The organism is Halopelagius fulvigenes (genome assembly GCF_055398025.1).
The window spans coordinates 171,021-193,602 of sequence record NZ_AP043844.1 but is presented as its reverse complement, the minus strand read 5'-3'; the positions used below and the strand labels follow the sequence as shown (position 1 = coordinate 193,602).

Annotated in this window: 17 protein-coding genes and 2 pseudogenes; 7 read left to right on the top strand and 12 right to left on the bottom strand. The window is 58.9% G+C overall.

Going from position 1 to position 22,582, the window contains the following annotated elements; genetic code table 11:
- Positions 1-401 precede the first annotated feature (401 nt).
- A complete protein-coding gene (locus ACZ522_RS02395) occupies positions 402-1,508 on the top strand; it encodes a CobW family GTP-binding protein (RefSeq protein ID WP_379695215.1) in 1,107 nt (368 codons plus the stop codon).
- A 215-nt stretch (positions 1,509-1,723) separates the two neighbouring features.
- On the opposite strand, the gene ACZ522_RS02390 is transcribed toward ACZ522_RS02395, so the two are convergent.
- From ACZ522_RS02390 to ACZ522_RS02365, 6 genes and pseudogenes are all read right to left on the bottom strand, one after another.
- Complete coding sequence (locus ACZ522_RS02390) at positions 1,724-2,881, bottom strand: glutathione-independent formaldehyde dehydrogenase (protein ID WP_379695217.1); 1,158 nt, start codon at positions 2,879-2,881, stop codon at positions 1,724-1,726.
- 786 nt (positions 2,882-3,667) lie between these two features.
- Positions 3,668-4,678: an aromatic ring-hydroxylating oxygenase subunit alpha gene (locus ACZ522_RS02385; protein WP_464391750.1), complete on the bottom strand. Its 1,011-nt coding sequence runs from the start codon at positions 4,676-4,678 to the stop codon at positions 3,668-3,670.
- A gap of 391 nt (positions 4,679-5,069) precedes the next feature.
- Complete coding sequence (locus tag ACZ522_RS02380; protein WP_464391765.1) at positions 5,070-5,321, bottom strand: hypothetical protein; 252 nt, start codon at positions 5,319-5,321, stop codon at positions 5,070-5,072.
- A gap of 24 nt (positions 5,322-5,345) precedes the next feature.
- Positions 5,346-5,432 (bottom strand): annotated as a pseudogene (locus tag ACZ522_RS02375) (hypothetical protein); the annotation flags it as partial.
- Positions 5,429-6,562 (bottom strand): aromatic ring-hydroxylating oxygenase subunit alpha, encoded by a 1,134-nt coding sequence (locus ACZ522_RS02370; RefSeq protein WP_379694605.1) that lies wholly within the window; start codon positions 6,560-6,562, stop codon positions 5,429-5,431. The pseudogene ACZ522_RS02375 and the gene ACZ522_RS02370, both read right to left, overlap by 4 nt.
- Positions 6,563-6,925: 363 nt before the next feature.
- Positions 6,926-8,134, bottom strand: a complete 1,209-nt coding sequence (locus ACZ522_RS02365) for a DUF8073 domain-containing protein (protein ID WP_379694607.1) — start codon at positions 8,132-8,134, stop codon at positions 6,926-6,928.
- Positions 8,135-8,409: 275 nt separating this feature from the next.
- On the opposite strand from ACZ522_RS02365, the gene ACZ522_RS02360 reads away from it, so the two are divergent.
- Positions 8,410-9,147 (top strand): creatininase family protein, encoded by a 738-nt coding sequence (locus ACZ522_RS02360; RefSeq protein ID WP_379694609.1) that lies wholly within the window; start codon positions 8,410-8,412, stop codon positions 9,145-9,147.
- Positions 9,148-9,352: 205 nt separating this feature from the next.
- On the opposite strand, the gene ACZ522_RS02355 is transcribed toward ACZ522_RS02360, so the two are convergent.
- Positions 9,353-9,796: a GlcG/HbpS family heme-binding protein gene (locus ACZ522_RS02355; RefSeq protein WP_379694611.1), complete on the bottom strand. Its 444-nt coding sequence runs from the start codon at positions 9,794-9,796 to the stop codon at positions 9,353-9,355.
- 895 nt (positions 9,797-10,691) lie between these two features.
- Here ACZ522_RS02355 and ACZ522_RS02350 point away from each other — a divergent pair.
- Both ACZ522_RS02350 and ilvA read left to right on the top strand, forming a co-directional pair.
- The gene (locus ACZ522_RS02350) at positions 10,692-13,244 is read left to right on the top strand and encodes a GcvT family protein (protein WP_379695221.1); all 2,553 of its coding nucleotides are present in this window, start codon (positions 10,692-10,694) and stop codon (positions 13,242-13,244) included.
- A 43-nt stretch (positions 13,245-13,287) separates the two neighbouring features.
- Positions 13,288-14,535: a threonine ammonia-lyase gene (gene ilvA / locus ACZ522_RS02345; RefSeq protein ID WP_379694614.1), complete on the top strand. Its 1,248-nt coding sequence runs from the start codon at positions 13,288-13,290 to the stop codon at positions 14,533-14,535.
- A gap of 74 nt (positions 14,536-14,609) precedes the next feature.
- Here ilvA and ACZ522_RS02340 read toward each other — a convergent pair whose 3' ends face one another.
- Positions 14,610-14,771 (bottom strand): hypothetical protein, encoded by a 162-nt coding sequence (locus ACZ522_RS02340; protein ID WP_379694617.1) that lies wholly within the window; start codon positions 14,769-14,771, stop codon positions 14,610-14,612.
- Positions 14,772-15,182: 411 nt separating this feature from the next.
- On the opposite strand from ACZ522_RS02340, the gene ACZ522_RS02335 reads away from it, so the two are divergent.
- The gene (locus tag ACZ522_RS02335; protein WP_379694619.1) at positions 15,183-16,979 is read left to right on the top strand and encodes a BCCT family transporter; all 1,797 of its coding nucleotides are present in this window, start codon (positions 15,183-15,185) and stop codon (positions 16,977-16,979) included.
- 450 nt (positions 16,980-17,429) lie between these two features.
- Here ACZ522_RS02335 and folE read toward each other — a convergent pair whose 3' ends face one another.
- The 3 genes and pseudogenes from folE to ACZ522_RS02320 all read right to left on the bottom strand — a co-directional run bounded on the left by folE (position 17,430) and on the right by ACZ522_RS02320 (position 19,213).
- Positions 17,430-18,008 carry a GTP cyclohydrolase I gene (folE, locus tag ACZ522_RS02330; protein WP_379695223.1) on the bottom strand — a complete coding sequence of 193 codons (579 nt, stop codon included), beginning with the start codon at positions 18,006-18,008 and terminating at the stop codon, positions 17,430-17,432.
- Between the two features lie 156 nt (positions 18,009-18,164).
- Positions 18,165-18,545, bottom strand: a complete 381-nt coding sequence (locus ACZ522_RS02325; protein ID WP_379694621.1) for a Rid family detoxifying hydrolase — start codon at positions 18,543-18,545, stop codon at positions 18,165-18,167.
- A 100-nt stretch (positions 18,546-18,645) separates the two neighbouring features.
- A pseudogene (locus ACZ522_RS02320) lies at positions 18,646-19,213 on the bottom strand (anthranilate synthase component II).
- 235 nt (positions 19,214-19,448) lie between these two features.
- Between ACZ522_RS02320 and ACZ522_RS02315 the strand changes: the two are divergent.
- Entirely contained in the window at positions 19,449-20,342 is an 894-nt protein-coding gene (locus ACZ522_RS02315) for a bifunctional methylenetetrahydrofolate dehydrogenase/methenyltetrahydrofolate cyclohydrolase (protein WP_379695225.1), read from the top strand.
- Positions 20,343-21,517: 1,175 nt separating this feature from the next.
- The gene (locus ACZ522_RS02310) at positions 21,518-22,183 is read left to right on the top strand and encodes a helix-turn-helix domain-containing protein (RefSeq protein ID WP_379694624.1); all 666 of its coding nucleotides are present in this window, start codon (positions 21,518-21,520) and stop codon (positions 22,181-22,183) included.
- A gap of 96 nt (positions 22,184-22,279) precedes the next feature.
- Here ACZ522_RS02310 and ACZ522_RS02305 read toward each other — a convergent pair whose 3' ends face one another.
- Positions 22,280-22,540 carry a hypothetical protein gene (locus ACZ522_RS02305; RefSeq protein ID WP_379694628.1) on the bottom strand — a complete coding sequence of 87 codons (261 nt, stop codon included), beginning with the start codon at positions 22,538-22,540 and terminating at the stop codon, positions 22,280-22,282.
- Between the last annotated feature and the right edge of the window lie 42 nt (positions 22,541-22,582).

Here is a 22,582-nt window from a genome sequence, read left to right as displayed (position 1 = left end):
AGAGGTCAGCGCTGTTGAGTTCAATACACTCGATGTCGCCGTTGAGGGGATTCTCCTCTACAAGAAGGGTTTACGCCGCCATCAAACAGGAGCACGGCAGCGATCAACTACATACGTTCATTCGTTTTCCGTTCGTCTGTTTCTATTATGTGTAAAACTCGGTCGATATTCAGCGTCGTCCGGCCCGGATTGTCGAATGCTTCCGCAAAATATACGTAAGACTACGTTTCAAGTTCGCAACCGACCTAAGGAGTTCCTCTGTTGATCGAGCGTACGCGTGGGATTGAGACTCCCAGAGCTACGCTTTAAGCGCTAGTTCATCCGTACGATAACAATCTCGGGGACCTGACGGTCTCGTCGGAGAAGTCATTAAACATCATGACTGGGTACGTACGGTGGACATGTCTACAAGCGAAGTTCCCATCACCGTCATCAGCGGACCGCTGGGCGCGGGTAAGACTACGCTGGTCAACCACCTGCTAAAAGATCCCGGCGATAGGCGGATCGCAGTCATTGTCAACGACATGGGCGACATCAACGTCGACGCGGAACTGATCGCCGACCAAACGGAGAAGGGCGTCATCGATCTCTCGAATGGCTGTATCTGCTGTCGACTTCAGGACGATCTCGTAACACAAGCAACCCGATTGGCCGAGGAACGTTCGTTCGATTACCTTGTCGTCGAGGCGTCGGGAATTAGCGAACCAATTCCCATCGCTCAGGCGCTTACGGAGGGTACAGAAGAAGGCAGTCTGCCGGATCAGTTCCGCCTCGATACGACGGTTTCAGTCATAGACGCTTACGGGTTTTGGAAGGCGTTCAACCCCGAGGAATCGCTTCCTGATGCCGCCCCTGATCCAGAGCGTCCTTTGACCGAGGTGTTGATTGATCAAATCGAGTTCTGTGAGGTACTGCTACTGAACAAGTGTGACATGGTGCCCGAGGCTGCGTTAGAGTCTATCGAGGCCGTAATCCGCGAACTTCAACCCCGTGCTACACTCCACAGAACGACGTACAGCGAGGTGGATTCGGACACAGTTCTCGACACCGGCCTGTTCGACTTTGAGGAGGCGCAGCGACAGCAAGGCTGGAAGAGGACACTGGCCAGCAAATCAGAAGATACGAATCACGACCATGGTGCCACCGCCGTCTCGGCGGCGGAGGCGCATGGCGTCGAGTCCTTCGCCTATCGTCGAGAACAGCCCTTCCACCCCGAGCGATTCGACGGGTGGCTTGACGACTGGGACGGCGAAATCATCCGGGCGAAAGGGTTCGCGTGGGTGGCGAGTCGCCCAGAGACGGTCGTCGGCGTGAGTCAGGCCGGTCCCTCCGTCCAGGCCGGTCCCATCGGCGAGTGGGGAGACGACGATCCAGCCACACGGCTGGTGTTCATCGGAAGTGGTCTGGACAGAAATACGCTCGTTGAGGATCTCGATACCTGCCTAGTAGCGTCGAACGAACAGATAAACCAGGACGCTGACGATCCCTTCCCGCGCGAGTCCTCCTGACTCCCGTTCAGGGTCATTTCTCTCCCTATTCTGTTTTATCGGGTCGTCTAATACTTGCGGACCTATCGGCTGACTCTGGTTCGCCAGAGACAACCGTCGGGGGGACATCACGTCGCTCCGACGTCCCCTCTGCATCGGTGCTCGGAGAGTCAGAGTTGCAGCGCCACGTGTAGCATCGCACCGTCGATACCGCCGAACACCGGAGGTGGCGGAACTTACGGCTCCAACAGGACCTTCGTAACGCCCTCCTCACGGTTGTCGAACTTCTCGTACATCTCCGGCGCTTCGTCGAGGCCGACGCGGTGGGAGACGACCCAACTAGGATCGGCGCGTCCTTGGATGATCATGTCCCGAAGTTCACTGTTGTACTCCTTGACGTTACATTGACCCGTCCCGAGAGCCTGTCCCTTCTCGAAGAGGAGGCCGAAGTCGATGCCGAGGCGACCCTGTGCGGCCATCTCATCCGGCGCACCGGGGTCGTCCGGAACGTAAAGCCCGGGGATACCGAGCTCACCGGTGGGACGGACCGTCCGAATGAGATTATTGATGACGACGGCCGGGTTCTCACGGGCAGGATCGTACGCTCCATCGCCTTCCTTCGCGGGGTCGATAGCCTGGTAGCCGACGGCGTCGATACCCTTGTCAACGCCGCCGCCGTGGATGTTCTTGATCTGCTCGACCGGGTCCTCCTCCTCGAAGTTGATGGGCGTCGCGTCGCAGTGTTCCTCGGCCAGTTCGAGACGGCTTTGGACGCGGTCGACGACAAAGATCTCAGCGGCACCTTTGAGTTTAGCACTGTAGGCGGCCATCAACCCAACCGGCCCACCGCCGTAGATGGCCACGGAATCGCCCGATTCGAGGTTGGCGAGTTCTGTGCCGTGCCACCCCGTCGGGAAGATGTCTGCGAGTAGTGCGAACGAGTCTTCGTGTTCATTGCCGTCGGGAAGCTTGAGGGCGTTGAAATCGGCGTACGGAATTCGGAGCTTCTCGGCCTGCCCTCCCTGATACGGTCCCATCGCGACGTACCCGTACGCGCCGCCGGCGAACCCGGTGTTGACGTTGGTACAGAAGCCTGTGTAACCGTCCTCACAGTTATCGCAGAATCCGCACGCGACGTTGAACGGTGCAACGACGCGGTCTCCCACTTCGAGCGAACTCACTGCGTCACCGACCTCTGTCACGATTCCCTGATTCTCGTGTCCGAACACGAGTCCGGGCTCTGCGGCTGTTCGCCCTTCGTACATGTGGAGGTCGGACCCGCAGATGCACGTCGTCGTGATGTCGATTACGACGTCGTTCGGGTGCTCTATCTCCGGCTCTTCTACCTCTTCTACCGCTACCTCTCGTTCGCCCTTGTAGACGACAGCGTTCATGGACATTAGTTCGATAGCTCCACCGTCTCCTGTGTGTAGGGCGCACTTATATTCGGGGTATTACGCGCCGTTAGAAACCTAAAATGTAAACGATGTGATCGTATGTGTCGGGGCGCACTCCGCAGACGACATGCCGTGACTAACCGATATCAGTACACTTGAGAGGGATTATTCCACCTCGGAGATTCGTAGACGACTGACCCCAAAAATCGATTCGACCGGTGGACGACAAGGCGTCCACGGACATCGTAACGATGGGGTTGACGGAGTCTTCGGTGTGTCTCCATCCGTCACCTTTACGTTCAAATTCATGCCTGTCACTACCGTCACCGACAGTTGAACTGCAGAGCCCAATGATAGGGTGGGTTGACCACAGGCCGAATGCGTCGTTGCGACGAGACGGCGTGCTAGCGGTTGCTCAGTGAGCTTATCGGATGATGCCGATAGAAGATCTCCGTCCTTTCGCACGAGAACGCGTAGTCCGGACGACTGACCGGAACGATGCTCGAAACGGCGCGGAGGTATCCAGATACACTCTCTCGTCGTACCCTTTTCCACCTCAGTGACGGCCAGATATCCGGTAGGCGAAATACTCTAGAGAGACATCCGACAGCCGACTCTGCACGAACGGTGCGGCAAACCGATCTTCCTCTTGCGATAGAGGCGGTATGAGACTCCTTTTCGCGCCGAACTACGAGACACTACCCTGTCGTCATCCTCCCCGAACTGTCTCTGCGACACTTCGCCCGACGTCCGTCCGATAGAAAATTAGATCCTCCGTTTCAGTTAGGAGTTGTAGGCTTCTTGAGCGAGTTGGTGGAATCGGTGGACGGTGTGCTCGTTGGGGCCGAGTTGCGCCTGGGAGAGCGCACCGGTTTTGAGACCCTGCCACTGTCGCTCAACCAGTTCGAAGTCCTCTTCCTGGAGCTGCCGGCTCGTCCGGATGAACTCCTCTTCTTCATCCGAGAGGTCGGCGTCCTCGAAGTAGTAGTCCGCGATCAGTCGGAACCGGCCCTCGTCGATGGGGTCGATGATGTACGTGCCGTATCCGTCGGCAGTGCCGTACATGTTCACCGTGAAGTTGGGCCAGAAGTAGTGGAACTGCGCCTCGTGCTCGTCGTGGATTCGCAGTTCGTCGTCCACGTCTTGAGCGTGAGTGTAGTGGAGGACCCAGTGGTAGTCGTTGACTTCGAGTTCGGACTCGTTGAGCGAGATTCCTTTGATCCAGTCCTGGTGGTTGGCCTGGCAGTGGTCGCACTCGGAGTAATTGCTGCTGAACACCTTCCAGTTGCACTCAACCTCCGAGACGATCCGACTAGCGTGCTCGTACTCTCCGAGCGGAAGCGATTCGAGCCGGTCTTTCATCACACCTGCCTGCTCCGCCAGCGGCATCGGGTCCTCGCTCAGGTTGACGAAGACTAGCGGTCCGATCGAGTCCACGTGTACCTCTTCACTCCCGGCGAGTTCATCGGTATCGACACCACCGGGCTCCGTCATTGGCGTCTCGGCCACGCGGTTCTGCCCTTCCTCGGGCGAGGAGTTGTGGAACGCCTCAATCGAACCATCGTCGTTTCGGAGGACGATTAGCTGTCGATCGCCGATGGTCCGGGTGAAGTACTGCCCCGCCTCTTCGATGCAGTTGGCGTGCCCGGCGTACACCCAGTACTGGCCGAACACCTTGTCCTTCTCCATCTCGAACACCTCCGGATCGGTGAAATACCTCGCCGGTAGCGCGTTCGACTTCGCCGTGATATCAGGGCTGACAGCCTTCGTCTGGGATTCTCTCCACTGTGTCATACAATTCCTAGGTTGGGGGATTCGACAAAAAGGGTTCACCCGTGATATGGAGTGTCATTATATCCCCCGGGTATCGACGGCGGCCTCCCCGTTCCTCTCGACAGAACGGGCCCCGGGTTTTGTCGCGTGACGGACTTCGAGGTAGGTTCAGGCGTTAATGGTCGTACGGCGACCCGACCGAGTCGAGATACGGATCCAGGCTAAGTCGATAGATCGTTCGCATGCGTCCTCAGAATTTCGACGCTACGTAGCGCGAAAATTAACGTGGACCGTTCGACCCTCCGAGCCCGAAGACCGATTCGTCAGGGGGGAACTGGTGTCGAACGACTGGTCCGGACGGCTCTCGTTCATCTACTGTTCGTTCCGAGCTGGTTGCGAACGGTCGGGGAGATCAGAACGCCCCTAGATGGTCGTCCTGCGGTTCATATAGTCCGCCGCTCATTCGTATTTCGTGAATCTCGTCCAGAGTTTGCTTGACCGACTTCCCCCGCTCGCTCATCACTGCCGCGACGACGCCTATGGGAACGCCGTTTTCGTACTGTTCTTCGAGTTGACGGACGACGTCCTTGAGATCGTTCTCCGTCTCGATCTCGCCGTTCAGGTCCGGCTTCGCGCGTTCTAACTCGACGTCGTGCCCCGTCACCCGATAGTGACGCCGGTAGAATTCGACGATTTCGTTCGGGGCATCGGTCTGCCTCGTAACATCGCACTCCGGACAAACGGCGACGTACTGCGCTTGGTCTTGTGAGCTCATTTGTCGTAGGCTTCCTGAGCGAGTTGGTGAAATCGGTGGACGGTGTGCTCGTTGGGGCCGAGTTGCGCCTGGGAGAGCGCACCGGTTCTGAGGCCCTCCCACTGTCGTTCGACCAACTCGAAGTCCTCTTCCTGGAGCTGCCGGCTCGTCCGGATGAACTCCTCTTCTTCATCCGAGAGGTCGGCGTCCTCGAAGTAGTAGTCCGCGATCAGTTGGAATCGGCCCTCGTCGATGGGGTCGATGATGTACGTGCCGTATCCGTCGGCGGTGCCGTACATGTTCACCGTGAAGTTGGGCCAGAAGTAGTGGAACTGCGCCTCGTGCTCGTCGTGGATTCGCAGTTCGTCGTCTACGTCTTGAGCGTGGGTGTAGTGGAGGACCCAGTGGTAGTCGTTGACTTCGAGTTCGGACTCGTTGAGCGAGATCCCTTTGATCCAGTCCTGATGGTTAGCTTGGCAGTGGTCGCACTCGGAGTAATTGCTGCTGAACACCTTCCAGTTGCACTCAACCTCTGAGACGATCCGACTGGCGTGCTCGTACTCTCCGAGCGGAAGCGATTCGAGCCGGTCTTTCATCACACCTGCCTGCTCCGCCAGCGGCATCGGGTCCTCGCTCAGGTTGACGAAGATCAGCGGTCCGACCGAGTCCACGTGTACCGGGTTCAGGGCGTTCTCTTCGGAATCGAACTCCTGCACGTCGTCGTCTTCGAGGTCAGGGTTCAGGCTGGCCTCCTCGAAGCTCTTGGGCGTGCTCGTTAGTTCTCCGTCGAGGTCGTACGTCCAGAGGTGGTACGGACACTTGATTCGTCGCGCGTCGCCGGGATCGGTCATTGGCGTGTCCTCGACCATCTTAGAGCCACGGTGGGCGCAGACGTTGTCGAACGCCTTGACGTCACCGTCGTGACCGCGGACGATGATTAACTGTCGATCGCCGATGGTGCGGGTGAAGTACTGTCCTTCCTCTTTGATACAGTTGGCGTGCCCGGCGTACACCCAGTACTGGCCGAACACCTTGTCCTTCTCCATCTCGAACACTTCCGGGTCAGTGAAGTACTTCGCAGGTAATGCATTCGATTCCTCTGTGATATCGGAACTCACCGCCTTCGTTCGTGATTCGTCCCACTCTGTCATACACGATCATCAACGAATCATCCATAAAAAACAGTTCGCCCGTGATACTCCACATCAATATATACGGGTAACTCTCAGGGGGAGGAGTAGGTACCGACAGAGAGGACGCGAAGAACGTCCAAAACCGCGTTGAATCAGCCACTCCAACTCTCAGGAAGAGCGGGCTTGAGCTCATAAGCCATGTCACGAGACTAATGTCGTTGACGGAAGAGATCATCGGCTCCTAAATAGGATATCTGTCTTTCACGTTGTTTCATTGAGAACGCATTTTACCGCCACAGAGTGGTGCTGGTGACTCTCGCGAGTGAATTCATGGCTAGATGCACGAATCACACGGCTGACGAAGGTGAGGTGCCAACAGTATCAGTTATTCATTGTACTACTTCGAATTCGGTTGACTATCTCATCCTGAGTGACCTGCTGATCGGAGTGGTGCGAAAGTCTGCACCTAACGAGGTCGATTAGATTCAGCCGTTTCAGCAACTCCTCCGTGCGTTCTTTGCTAAGATCTAGCTCTCTTTGTACGTCGAATACCGTCATAGACGACTCTATCGCGTCCACTAGATCTTCGATTGTGAGACCGTCGGGGAGACCAATCCCGTCGGCGACGAGTTGTATATCCGACAGCGATTCGCTCGGATTACTCTCGTCCGTCCGTCTCTGCTGCACCGACTCCATGCCGGGGGACGGCTGTGCTCCCTCGGCCCGTTCTCCGACGTCCGTCTGCTCGTCCGTCTCATCTTCGGCGCCACCAACGTCCTCCGTGGCCGAACTCTCGTCGGCCGCCACGGTCTCGCCGACCGTATCATACGTCGACGGCTCGTGGATGTCCGCCTCGATCATGTATCGACGGACAGTTTCGGAAGATACTGACGTTTCGATGCACTGAGCCATCTCCTCGAACGTGCGGAAGGAATCGTACAAGTATTGGAGACACTCCTCGTCCTTGTACAGCGGTATATCCGCGTTTCGCACACCGTCGAGTTCGTTCTCTCCGTCCGTTTGGTCACCTGGCGACTCCGTGCCCTCCGTCAGGGTGCCCGTCTGCCCGTCAATACCGTTTGGATCATCGGTTTCGGCTACAGTAGTCGTTGCACCACGCTCGTCGGCCGGCGCCGTATCTCCAGCTTCGTCGTTCTCGGTAACGTCAGACGTCGCAGAGGCGTGAGAGTCCATGGTACAGGGCGTCGACTCATCGGAATGCTGTCGTTCTATCTCGGCCCCGAAGGTGAGCGTGATCGTCATCACGACGGTGCCACCCTCTGCCACACGAACGCCCTTCTCGACGGTCGATATCTCCTCGGGAACGTACTCACTTAGATTCGGTAACACCGATGGGGCGAGTTTGACCTGTAGCCCTCCGTCGTCGGTGATTTCCGCCGCCTTCGGCGATGTCACAGCTTCTGAGTTCTCCTTCGAACACAGAGAGATAGGGACGTCAAGCGTCGCGTTCAACCCCTGCTTGGATTCCCGATCGGGTATCTGCGCTTCGACGTGCTGTATCTCCCCCCCGTCCGACTCGTAGCGCTCGATCACCTGAGAGAGTTTCCGGAATGAGCCACTGACACCCATGGTACTGTAGGTCACTATTCCAGAGAACGACATAACGGTGTACCCGTAGTAAGGAACCCATTTATACCACGGTTCTCGAAACGGACGGAGAACAGTAGTTCGAGACGACGGGGGCGCGTCCTCAGAGACTGTGATCGAGACGTCGGACTATAACTGAACGAAACGACGCTCAACGATTAAACACAATGGGTTCACCGTCTCCCCTCCGATGCCAACAAAGTTCCTACATGTCGGATAAGGTGAAATCTTATACGCTTCGAGGAAAGCACCACTGTATGCAGATTCAGAATGCGACGTGGACCGAGGTTCGCGACACGGACACGAATCTGGCGATGGTGCCGATCGGCAGTACGGAGCAGCATGGCCCCCACGCCGCGCTGAGTACTGACACCCTCAACGCGGAGACGATCGCCGAGACGGCTGCCGACCAACTCGACGAGCCAGTCGTCGTGTCCCCGGCAGTACCCGTCAGCATCGCCGAGGAGCATCGGCAGTTCTCAGGGACGCTCTGGACGTCCGAATCGACCTTCAGGTCGTACGTCCGTGACATCGTCAAAAGTTTGGCGTTCCACGGGTTCGACCGCGTCGTGCTGGTAAACGGTCACGGTGGGAACGTGGCCGCTCTCCGGGAAGTCGCTGGAACGATCACTCGCCACGACGATGCGTACGCGGTCCCGTTCACGTGGTTCGAGGAGGTCGGTGAAAACGCCTCTCGTATGGGACACGGCGGCCCCTTGGAGACGGCGTTGCTCCAGTACGCGAATCCGGACTACGTGCGCGAGGATCGTCTCGATGACGCGGCGACGGGGGGTAGCCGCCGATGGGGAGACTGGGTAGGACGGGTTAACCTGGCGTTCGACTCGGCCGAGTTCACCGAGAACGGCGTCGTCGGCGACCCGCGCGAGGCGAGCGTCGGCTTAGGTGAGGACCTCCTTGACGTCGCGAGCGAGATATTAGCAGACCTGCTCAAAACCATATCCGAACACGATATAGAACGTCCTCCCCACAAGTGACGCGGACGAGTCTGCTCCGTGGGCTCGTCTGAGAGGCCGCATTTCTCCCCGGCGACGGCGCCGCCGACAATAGGATACACAGAAAGAATTCCAGCGCCGGCCGACACGACCGGACGTTCAGCGGATCGAAATAGGATGAACTGAGAGAGGCGAGGTGTTCAGCGCCTATCGAGCGATCGACGCCGTATCTCCCATCTCTCGTCGATCAGTCGTCGGCTGAGATCGATTTACTTTCAACGACGTCGAGCCACCGTTCGACCCCGGCTTCGGCGACTTCCCGATCCTGACTCACGGCACCGCCGGAGACTCCGATCGTCCCGACGATCTCGCCGTCGCGCTCGAGAGGGTAGCCGCCGCCGAAGATCACGATCTTCCCGTCGTCGGTCGTCTGCAGACCGTACAGCGAGTTGCCCGGCTCCGAGGGTTCGGCCAGTTCGTGGGTCGGTGTTTCTAAGGCGGCCGCGGTGTACGCCTTGTTGCGCGAGATGCTCACGGAAGCGAGCCAAGCACCGTCCATGCGGTGCTGGGCGACGAGGTTCCCCTCGCTGTTGGCGACGGTGATCACCATCGGATTGTCGATCTCCTCCGCCTTCTTTTCTGCCGCCTGTATCAGATCCTTTGCTATCTCTAGCGAGATGGATTCTACCATTCCATGTATATGGTAAAATGTCGCCGTCAAATAAGTTGTCATCGGCCCCTGCCGTGAGAGACGGTCGTGAGAGTTCTGCGTCGCGAATTGCGGACGGTCAGCGGGTCTCCATGCCGAGTAGAGTAGGAGTTGATCACAGCGCAGAGACGCGGATAGTGACCCTGATCCTCGTGGTCCATTCCGATCACCAAAACATTTCGACACTCGAACACGCTATGTTTTTCGGGAATACCGTCGCTCGGTAGACACGATTGTAGCCGAGCGAGTGCTGGAAACGGACAGGGAGATGACGGTGATATCCCTGTCATTCCCTCGGAAACGCGGAGGTTGCTATCCCTAACCCGCCAGACCGAGGCACATGCGACCGAAAAGAGGGCCGTGCACGCGTTCGAGCCTACGAACGGCGTTCTAACGCCGACTCACGAACCGCAGTTCGGAGGCGAACTCCGTTCCCAAGATCGCCAGTCTCGTTATCGACGAGTAGACGGTCGAACAGGACAACGCTTAACGAACGGCAATGGATCCATCAGATACATCAACGCCTCACATCCAGCTCCACCGTCACACCCGGATCGCGCACACTTGCGTTCTGCCGGAGTACACAGAACCTTGGGATCGATGTCGAGAACTTGTACAAGGGTGAGTGCGACGACACCGCTACCCACGAGAAGCTCTTTGCTGGTGGCCGACCAGAGAATCGAGTAGTGGTTATACATCATCTCACATTCATGTTGTGGTTGATGCGCTATTCAGCCGTGATATATGACCCTGTGAGGACACCCAGTTTCCGGATACGACGGCGATAGAGGGGCTCTCCCGACCGATCTTGGGGTGAGGATATCCGAGAGCACCGGTGTATTTAACATACCGACGGTGACAATCGATTGTGATAGAGATGAACGCTAGGGACATTCCTGCACAGTCGACGACCGTCGTCATCGGCGCCGGCGCCGTGGGGTGTAGCATCGCATACCACCTGACGGAGCTCGGAGCCGAGGACGTCACCGTCATCGATCAGGGTCCGTTACCGATCACTGGCGGATCGTCGGTCCACGCGCCAGGGATCATCTTCCAGACGTCGCCATCGAAGATACAGACAAAGGCGGCTCACTATACGAACCGCTTCCTCTCGGATATCGGGACGTACGATGAGGTCGGCGGCATCGAACTGGCGCGGAGCGAGGAGCGGATGGACTTCCTCCAGCGCCGCGTCGAGTGGGCGACCTCCTACGGATTACCCGACCCTGAACTGCTTTCGCCCGAAGAAGTTAGCGAGAGGCTCCCACTCGTGAACGAAGACGAGATTATGGGCGGCTACTACTCGCCGACCGATGGTCGCGTCGACAGCATCGAGACGCTCCAGTGGTACATCCGAAATACGCCTGCGACCTTCGTCGGCAATACTGAAGTTACCGACTTGGAGGTATCCGGCGGTGAGATAGAGACAGTCGTGACCGACAAGGGCCGGATCGACTGCGAGCGGTGCGTCATCGCGACGAACAACTGGGGGTACCAAACCGGGCAGCTGGCCGGGATCGATCTACCTATCGCGCCGGTCGAGCACCAGTACGTAGTCACCGAACCGATGGAGGAGTTGGCAGACGCCCAATCCGCGGTCGGCGATAACACGGCCGGGCTCGACGTTCCCGGCAATCGCGACATCCAAGAGTACATGAGCGAGGGGCCGACCCGCCCCGTCGGCCGCGATCAGGATCACTCACTGTACTTCCGGACTCACGGCGACGCGCTCGGCCTGGGATCGTACAATCACGAGGCGCTGTCGGTCGACCCGGAGGAGATGGGGCTCAATACCGAGGATCGACAGGCGTCCGTCCGGGGGTTCACGAAGAAACACTGGGAGCGTCCGACCCATCCCAATCGGGACAAGTCAGCGAAGCAGGCGTTCGACGAGCTACTGCCGGCCAGCGCGGACGAAGAGTACGCCGTCACCGAGAACGGCATCTTCGTGTTCACGCCCGACGGCATGCCCGCAGTCGGCGAGACGGCGCAGGTCGACGGGCTCTGGACTGCGCTCGCCATCTGGTGGACTCACTCTGCCGGCTATGGTCGCATCGTCGCCGAATGGATGGAGAACGGCGTCCCGCGACTCCCCTCGGGCCCCGTCGACTCCAGCGCCATCCACGTGCGGCGCTTCGAGCCGCACGCCGGGGAGAAGGACTTCTTCGTCGACCGGGGAGCCGAGCGCTACGAACAGGTGTACAGCATCGTGGAACCGCGTTGGCAGCCCGACGACCACCGCGGACTGCGGACCAGCCCCTTCTACGAGCAGCAGCACGACCTCGGCGCTGAGTTCGTGCAGAGCGGCGGATGGGAGTCGGCTCAGTGGTACGAGACGAACGCCGACCTCGCCGACCGGTACGAGGACCGCATCCCCGAACAGGACGGCTGGCAGGGGATCAACCGCTCGCCGATCGAGGGGGCCGAGCACCTCCACACGCGGGAGCACGTGTCGATGTTCGATATGACCACCTTCAGCTCGATCATGGTCTCGGGCGAGGGAAGCGGTGAGTACCTTCAGCGGATGTGCAGCAACGACATGGACCTCGAGGTGGGTCAGGTGCGCTACTCGCTCCTACTGAACGAGGGGGGCGGTATCCTCGCGGACGTCACCGTCGTCTGTCTCGACGACGACGAGTATATGGTCACGACCGGAGGCGGCAGTTCGCCTCGTATCCACGGCTCGTGGCTTGAGGAGCACGCCCCGGAGACCGTCTCGGTCAACATCGAGGAGAGCGCGAAGTCCACTATCGGACTCTGGGGGCCGAAGTCCAGGCTCTTGCTCCAGCGCTGTACCGACGCCGACGTCACCGACAACGGCTTCCCCTACTTCAGTGCGAAGCAAATGTACGTAGGCGAGGTGCCTGTCATCGCCTTGCGCGTCTCGTATGTCGGGGAGCTCGGGTGGGAACTGTGGGCGCCGAGCGAGTACGGCCGACGCCTCTGGGAGACGCTGTGGGAGGCCGGGCAGGATCTCGACGTACGGCCGATGGGCGGCGGTGCCTTGGAGTCGATGCGTCTGGAGAAGGGGTTCCGGCTCTGGGGGACCGATATCGACACCGACGCGAATCCGTTCGAGGCTGGTCTCTCCTTCGCGGTCGACATGGACACTGACTTCGTCGGCAAGGAGGCTCTCGAACGTGCGAAGGAAGAGGGGATCAACTCCCGGATCACCCCCCTTACGCTCAACGACTCGACCGACATCGCACTGAGCGGGCGACCGGTGCTCAGAGACGACGAGCCGATCGGGTACGTTCAGGCAGGCAGCTACGGTTACTCGATCGGTGAGTCGATCGCCTACACATACGTGCCGAGCGAGTACGCCGAGGCCGGGACGTCAGTGAAGATCAGCTGTGAGGGCGAACTGTACGACGCGACGGTGCGCGACGAGCCGCTGTTCGACCCCGGCCGGGAGAAGATTCTGCGATAGGTCGCGACCGACCGTCTAAGACATGACAGATAACCACGAACCAATGACTGATGATAGCTCGGACGGACTCCCCGTCCGGTACGCAGATATCGAACGGGCCTCCAAACGCCTCGACGACGACACCGTCGTTAAGCAGACACCGGTCGAGCGGAGCACCTCGCTCGGTGAGTTCGTCGACGCCGAGGTACACCTGAAGATGGAACACCTCCAATGGACGGGCTCGTTCAAGACTAGAGGAGCGTACAACAAGATTAGCCAAGACGTCGACCGTGGCGTCGATAACTTCATCGCGGCGAGCGCCGGAAACCACGCCCAGGGGGTCGCGCTGGCCGCCACGAAATGCGGAGCCGACTCGACGATTTACATGCCGGAGAACGCCCCGCAAACGAAGGTTGATGCGACACGCGAGTACGGGGCTACGGTCGAACTCGTCGGGAAGGACTTCCAAGAGACCATGTCGCGGGCCCAGTCGGCGGTCGAGGGGACCGATGCCGAGTTCGTCCACGCGTACGACGACACGGACATCATCGCCGGCCAGGGGACGCTGGGCATCGAAATGTACCACGACTGCCCCGAGGTCGACACCGTCGTCGTCCCTATCGGCGGCGGTGGGCTCATCTCGGGGATCTCGACGGCCGTCAAGCACCTTTCTCCGGAAACCCGCGTCGTCGGCGTTCAGGCGACCGGGGCCGAGACGGTTCACGAGAGCCTAGACAAGGGAATGCCGGTGACGCTTGATCAGGTGGACACGATCGCAGACGGTATCGCAACTGGCGGCATCTCCGAGACGACCTTTGAGATCATTCGGCGCAACGTCGACGAGGTGGTCACCGTCTCGGACACCGATATCGCACGGGCCATCCTCGTGCTCCTCGAACGAGCGAAGCAGGTCGTCGAGGGAGCAGGTGCCGCGTCGGTCGCAGCGCTTCTGAGCGACGACCTTGACGTCGCTGGCGAGACAGTGATGCCGCTGCTCTGCGGCGGGAACTTGGACATGACGCAGCTGCAGACGGTGCTCGTCCACGCGCTGACGGAACGACGACAGCTTCTCCAGCTCAGAGTGCACATTGACGACCAGCCGGGGAAGATGCAGGATATCTCCGGCCGTATTGCCGACCAAGGGGCGAACATCCGCAACGTTCGCCACGACCGATCCGTCGAGGATTTGGAAGTCGGCGAGGCGTACCTCGTATTCGATGTCGAGACCAACGGTAAACAACACTCAGCGTCGATCATCGACTCAGTCGAGGCGGCCGGCTACCCAGTTAGTGACATTACGAGGACGACGTAAATTGGATGGCTGCCGACGAACAGAGGACACGTCGCCGTCGTCGCCCCTCCTCACTCTATAACGGACCCGACCGATCAGCCGTCGACGAGCCGCGTTTCCCGGAAGTAGATCACAAGAGCCACACTTAGGAGACTGAATCCGGCCACCAAGAGCCAGCCGTTGACCATCGCCACCATCCCGACAACGAACAGCAACAGCACGAGTACGGCCGCGGCCGTCGCTGAGAGGTTTACCATATTCAACTCACGGATTAGGAGGCGAAAACACTACTGGACGCCAGTTGCCGGTTGTTTCGCCTCGATCACGTTCAGAGGGGACGAAACAACACATATAACGGAAGTGACCCAATTTGATTGGTGAGGTTCGTTACGGGCGATCCGTCAACAATCGCGGCTCGAAGAGGGTTTCGGGCCCTCTCAATCGGATATTGCTGCTCTACCGTAGTCTTCGCTCTGAGCTGCGAGTGGGGTTTTATTACTCTTCGATGACTGACCTCCATGAGGTGGAGTATCACACCGCAGACGGTGAAACGGTGTATCAGATAACTGGACCGCACGCGACTTCAAGGACGACGAACATGAGACTGAACTACCGACGGCAACGGGCTTGGATGACGAGCCTTCAAAATCAAGATCGAGGGGAACCGCATGTCAGACGATAACCAGACCACGGGAGAGATGTCCACAGGATTACAAGTAGAGCTCTTTCACCCGGATTCGGATCGCGAACCGGGTGACAGCAACATCGAGTTGTTCGGCTTCGACGTTCATCCCGTCGTCTTCCCAGTCTCGCTGGTGATTATCGTCGCGTTCGTCGCAGCGACAATTCTTCTCGGGAAGCGAGCGTCGGAGGCGTACAACGCGATATTTACGTTCATCAACGGGACCTTCGGCTGGTTTTACATCTTGGCGGTGAATCTGTTCATTGTCACCATCCTGTACTTCGCGTTCGGCAAGTACGGGACAATTCGCATTGGCGGCGTGGAGGCCAAGAAGGAGTTCAGTGACTTCTCTTGGATGGCGATGCTATTCAGCGCCGGGATGGGAATCGGCCTTATGTTCTTCAGCGTCGCCGAGCCAATGTGGCACTTCGGCAGCGGAGCCTCGGAATATATGGTCGTCCCACCCACGTTCGGTGCGGAGGGTGGCACCACCGCGGCTGCCGTCGCGGCGATGGCGCAGACGTTTTTCCACTGGGGGTTTCACCCCTGGGCCATCTACGGACTTGTCGGACTCGGACTCGCCTTCTTTTCATTCAATCGCGGTCTGCCGCTCACCTTCCGGTCGGTCTTCTGGCCGCTTCTCGGAGAACGGATCTACGGGTGGCCAGGGCACGTTATCGACCTCGTGACGGTGTTCGCGACGCTGTTCGGACTCTCGACGTCGCTCGGGTTGGGGGTGGCGCAGATCAACACAGGGCTCTCGTACGTCGGCGGTGACATCCTCGGCCTCGTGAGCATCCCGACGGGGACGGTTCCCCAGATAGTGCTTATTGTTGTGATCACCGCGATCGCGACGGCGTCGGTCGCGGCAGGCCTTGAGAGAGGCGTGAAACGCTTGAGTACAGTAAACCTGTATTTGATGTTCGCCATGATGGCGTTCCTGTTCATCGTCGGCCCGACGCTGTACGTTCTGGGAACGCTCTCGAGTGGGACCGGTGCCTACCTCGGCAACCTGTTCCAGCTGAGCTTCTTCACCGGTATCATCGGCGGTAGTTCGCAGCTCGGCGCATACACCGTTAAGGGTTGGATGGGGGGCTGGACCGTCTTCTACTGGGGTTGGTGGATCGCGTGGTCACCGTTTGTCGGGATGTTCATCGCGCGTATCTCGAAGGGGCGGACCGTTCGGGAGTTCGTCTTAGGCGTACTGTTCCTCCCCGCGATGTTTTCCTTCCTCTGGCTCGCCACCTTCGGTGGCTCGGCCCTGTGGGTCGAACTCGTCGGGAACGGCGGAATCGCGGCGGCCGTCGCCGAACAGGGACAGACCATCGCGATGTTCGTCATGCTGAATAACTTCCCGCTCGGCGCCCTCTCTGGACTCCTAGCGACCCTTCTCGTGGTCACGTTCTTCGTCACGTCCTCCGACTCGGGATCGCTGGTCATCGATCACCTGACCTCGGGCGGCAAACACGACGTGCCGAAGGTTCAGCGAATCTTCTGGGCGGTCACCGAGGGCGCCGTCGCCGCGACGCTGCTCGTCGGCGGGGGACTGAGCGCGCTGCAGACCGCCGTTATCACGACGGGGCTCCCGTTCGCGGTTATCCTCGTTCTAATGTGTTACACGGTCTACCTCGGGTTAGATAACGAGTACGAGATCCTCCAGTCTGACCAGTTCGCCGACCGGATCGAGAATCTGACCGCCGAACAGGATATCGACGTCGTCACCAGCAGTGACGAACTAGTCACCGACGTCACAGGAGGTGTCGACGCCGAAAACGACGACTGACCGTCGCGGCCGTCCTCACTTCCGAATGCCCGATCCGAACGACGTACGCCGTTTCCTACTCCGCCTCCGCCGGCGTGCTCCCGGCGTTCCGTGCGATCGCCCTCCGGTAAGGGTTTGACCTCCTCTCACCGCCGAATCGAGCTCTCTGCGTCCGCAGAATTGAGATTTTATGTACTACTCGAACGTTTACTTAAAGATAGGTCATATACCTCCCGAGAATTGAGTATTTTCCACTATGCATGCCACGATAGATGATCAAGATATACACGGCGATCGAACGGTTCGTCGAAGAGCTCGATTTCGGCGTCTTCGGGGTTGGATTCACGGCGTCGCTGCTCACGATAGTGGTGTTCTTCCTGAATCCGGAAGCGTCGGCAGAGATGATGGGGCAGGCAAACGAGTTCCTTTGGACGGGGTTGATCGCGTTCGCGATAGAAGCGAGTACGGGCTTCAGAAGTGATCGTTCGCCGCGTCGGCCCGGTGAATCGATTCGCGGAACTGCTCGCGGTCAGTCGTCGACAGTTCGCCGACGGTTTCACGCGTCGTCGTCGCCGTCGACATCTCGACGCCCCGCATCGCCTCGCACATGTGTGTCGCGGTGATCTCGACGGCGACGCAGGCGGCGTCAATCTCGTCGGCCAGCCCTGTCGCGATGTCGTTCGTCAGCGCCTCCTGCGTAGTCAGACGTCGCGATCGCCACCGTACGTAACGAGCGAGCTTCGAGAGGCCGACCATCGACTCCTCCGGGCGGTATGCGACGTGGGCGACACCGTGAAAGGGAAGCAGGTGGTGTTCGCAGAGGCTATAGAGGGGGATACCTGTCTTTACGACGAGACTGTCCGTCTCGGTCTCAAATGTCCGCATCGTCGGTTTCTCCTCCGGGCGCCGCCCCTCGGTGAGCGTCTCCAGCATCGCCGGTACACGGCGCATCCAGGTGTCCGAGAGGCTGCGCTCGCCGGGGTCGCGGCCGACTGCCTCGAGCAGAAGTCGCGCGCCCTCGCGCGCCTTCTCCTCGTTGAAGTTGTTCATCTCGGCCGGCGAGACGTCACTCTCATCGTCGTACTCGCGGTCGAGTCGCTGATTCTGCGGTCTCATTTGCATGATTCAGGAGTTCGGGCCCAAAAAAGGTACTGTCCGGAAGTCTACGTTACTCGACGGTTGTCGACGTAGATCCGAGCGGACTCCTCACTCTGTGGTCGCGATGGCCTCGATCTCGACCGCTGCGCCCTTCGGCACTGCACCCGCTTCGACGGCACTCCTTGCAGGCGGCTCCTCGTCGAAGTACTCGCTGTAAGCCTCGTTGAACGCCTCGAAGTCGTCGATGTCGTCGAGGAAAACCGTCGTTTTGAGGACGTCGTCAAGCGAGAGTCCCTCGGACTCAAGGATAGCCTTGACGTTGTCGAGACACTGCTCGGTTTGTCGGTCGACAGGTTCGTCGTCGAGTAACTCCCCGTCTATCGTTAGCGGCAGCTGTCCGGCCGTAATGAGGAGGTTTCCGTCCGTTGCCGCCTGACTGTACGCGCCGACAGCTTCCGGTGCATCGCTGGTACTGATAGTTCGCTTCACGGTCACCCGTAGCCGCTCGGTCCCGTTAAAACCGACCGCTGTTTCTCGAATGCGACACATCCTAACAGTTGATAGATAGGTTGTGGAACACAACCGGGCGTCACTCGGCAATGGACGTACAGAAGTTTTCCACGATGCGTTTGCCCGCTTGAGTAAGAATGCTCTCCGGGTGGAATTGGACGCCGTAATGGCGTCGGTTCGCATGGCGGATGCCCATCATGACGCCCCGCTCGTCGTTGGTGTAGGCCGTCCTGACGAGTTCGGCGGGCAGGTCGGCCTCGTCGACCGCTAGTGAGTGATATCGGTCGACCTTGAACGGATCGCTCACGCCATCGTACAGACTCGATCCGTCGTGGCGGGTCTCCGACGTCTTCCCGAACGACCCTCCGGCGCGGGGACGACTGGCGCGCCGTGTGCCGCACACAGCGCCTGGTGGCTCAGACACACGCCGAGCGTGGGATACGCCGTCTCTGCGAAAACGTCGACCGAGATGCCGGCGTCGGCGGGGGTTCCGGGCCGGGAGAGACGATGATACTGTCCGGATCATGGTCTCGAATCCCGGCGATGTCGATAGTGTCGTTGCGGCGGACCGCGACGTCGGCAAGCTCGCCGACGTACTGGACGAGGTTATACGCGAACGAGTTGTAGTTGTCGACGATGAGGATCATCGAGTACCCTCGACCGTGCTAGCGTGAGATCCCACGGCGGGTGACCCCCGGTTGTCCGATCGCCTCGTCTTCAAAAGGTGGAATATGACCCGTATGTGCCTATACTGCGAGGATGAAGAGTAGGAAAGAGACCTTGCCTAACCTGACGTTCACCGGCGCGTTGCCGCGCTATTGGTCGACGGCGACGCGGCGTACTCCTACGATTAGAACGTCGGCAACGGCGGTACAACCTACCATGACCACGATAATCGACGGAAAGGAGATCGCGGAGCGGATCCGAGCTGACGTATCGAACTGTGCGAACCGACTCACAGACGAGGGAGTGACCCCAGGGCTGGCGACGGTGCTGATGAGCGACGACGGGGCCAGTGAGACGTACGTCTCGATGAAACAGCGGGCGTGCGAGGAAACCGGAATCGAGGGGATCCACGAAGAACTCGACTCTGACCGGCCGGCCGAGGCGCTGTTCGATCGAATCGACGACCTGAATGAGGATCCCACGGTTCACGGCATCCTCGTCCAGATGCCGGTTCCGAATCACGTTGATTCGCGCGCCGTGCTGGAACGTATCGACCCAATGAAGGACGTGGACGGGTTCCACCCCGAGAACGTCGGCCGCTTGGTCGCCGGAAACCCCCGATTCAAACCGTGTACGCCTCACGGCGTACAGAAACTGCTGGCGGCGGCCGGCGTCGATACCGAGGGAAAGGACGCGGTCGTCGTCGGCAGATCGGATATCGTCGGAAAACCGATGGCCAACCTGTTGATCCAGAAGGCGGCCGGCGGCAACGCGACGACGACCGTCTGTCACTCCCACACCGACGACCTGACCGAGAAGCTCCGCAGATCGGACATCGTAGTCGCCGCCGCAGGCGTCCCTGAGATGATCACCGGCGATATGATTTCCGAGGGAAGTGTCGTGATCGACGTCGGAGTCAATCGCATCGACGCTGATTCTGAGAAAGGGTACGAACTCGTCGGCGATGTTGACTTTAAGAGCGCGAAGGAGCGAGCGAGCGCCATCACGCCGGTGCCTGGCGGTGTCGGGCCGATGACCATCGCGATGCTGATGTACAACACGGTCAAGGCCGCGAGCCTTCAGTCGGGTGTGGAGGTCAACCTCCCCTGACCGAACGGGGGCTGCCCTACTGATTCGTCTCTGCGCCGCCGTACCGAACGAACGATCTGGCCGGCCGCGCACGACGAATATCTCGATCACGTCGTGATTCGCCGCGCAGCGTCCGTGCGCGTGTACTAGTCGTCGGCGTAGTACGGTGGAACGCCGTCATCCTCACGGACGAATGTGAGCCTAGTGATAGAAGTAGCACTCTCTGCTCTGTTTCGTGATCGACCAGCGAACGACTACCCCCATTCTGAGCAACCACATCAAGTAAGTTTTTTGATGGGTTGTGGTATCTCGGTGACCTCCGATACCCGTGTCAATATCTAGGGACGCGTTTGCCTACTTACTGACAACGTATTAATGACAATAAACCGTTACCAACTGGAGGGGATGACAGCAGTAGCATTGTAATACTAACGTGGGCTCCTATTCCGCTGATCGTGCGTGAGGGTGTCTCCCTCGCAACCTCAGTACGAACCTCTCTACGGAGGTTCGTGCGCTCGGACGTTGACGTCACTAGCGGCAGGAGGGAATATGTAGCCACAGAGGGTATCGAGGTGTTCTCACCGAAAAGAGGGAGTTAACGTCGGTGGAACTCGAGATAGTACGGTCGGACCGTGGCCGTGAGTTTAGTCCCTGACGCCGAAGCGTTACTTGTTATAGGTATGAGGGATCCGCACGACGCCGTGAGATTCGAATAGTTCGTCGAGGACGCTCCCCAATCTGTCGATGTCCGGAGAAGCTGTGACCGCCGGCAGGTAGAAACATATCTCGGTTCTATCCTGTGAACGTTCGTCGAATTCGGTTAGTTTAGTCATCTCAGTCGTGTCTTGACCCCGTTCGTTCTTATTTCTTAATGCGTATATCTACTGGCGTTTATTTTGACAGGTTGTGTATTGAAATTGATGACAATTGTCCACCTCTATCGATATTGAGTTCTCTGGCAGCGTTCGGCGGTGCTCTCGAGAGCGCGGCAGAGAAGTCGTTCGCTCAGATATTCGTGTTCCTGATTCTAGTTGTCGTGGATGGTAAAGCTTAACAAGAAAGCGCATGTAAACGTGGGTGATCACGTGTGATAGTATTAATGTGTGGCGTACGATTGATCAGGGCCTCTCAACGGTGATGTCTCGTTCACCGACGGTACTGTCGCCGACATCGAGTTTGGAGACTCAGAGTGACCGATGACAGTAACGGCTAAAATCCATATCACGCACGACAAGCTCGCGCTCGTCCCTACGCTTCGTACACTCGACGATATATCGATTAGAGTCATTACGCAGGGGACCACGAGCCCCGGGACGACTCTCTTCCCGTTTCTCATCGACTACGACGATCGCGATGAACTTGAGCGTGCGTTCGAGGACGACCTGACGGTTGAGCGCTACGAACTCGTAAGTTGGGGCGACCGGAGAGGGATCTACTACATCGAACATACACCCGAGACGAAGCTCATCAGTACCGCCGTGACGGACGTGAACGGATTCCTCACCTACACCGAGACGAAAGGGAGGGGGTGGCTCGTCCAACTCCTCTTACCCGACAAAGATGCGCTTAATACCGTCTGGCAGTACGCCAGGGAGAACGACATCTCGCTTAATATTATCGATATCTACGGAAGCGAAAGCATGAGTGAGGAGAGTGACAATTCCTACGGACTTACCCCCGAACAACGGGCTGCGTTATTGACTGCCTATGAGAAGGGATACTTTCAAGAACCGCGAGATATGTCGCTAATTGACGTCGCCGACGAAATGGGACTATCGTCAACGGCGATGAGCGGTAGACTGCGTCGGGGGATGCAGAATCTCATCCGCGCAACCATCGTGGAATCTCAGGACGAAAAGTGACGTCGGCTATCTCCGTCGGCGCCTCGCACAGAGGCGGAGACCCAACGTCCGTCTGTAGAGATACCGGCAACCGTTCATCGCGTTCCGACGTTCCCGCTATTCTGTCCGGTCCCGGTACACCGGCCGTAGCGACGTGCCATCTCTGTCGTAGCCGAGCCACTTGCTGAGCAGTGTGGCGACTATCACCAAATACGTCGGAAACAAGGCGAGTAGCACATATCCGATCACGGCGGGGGTGAGATGTCCCGACCGATACAGGAGTCCGACACTCGTGAGGCCGAGGACGGCGCCGGCTATCATGCCGTACTGGAAGGCGGAGGAGGCGGCGGGGCCGGGCGATATCCGATTTTCGGTCATGGGCCACCTAGCGCCCGGAATCAGTTAAGAAGCGCGCGAGAA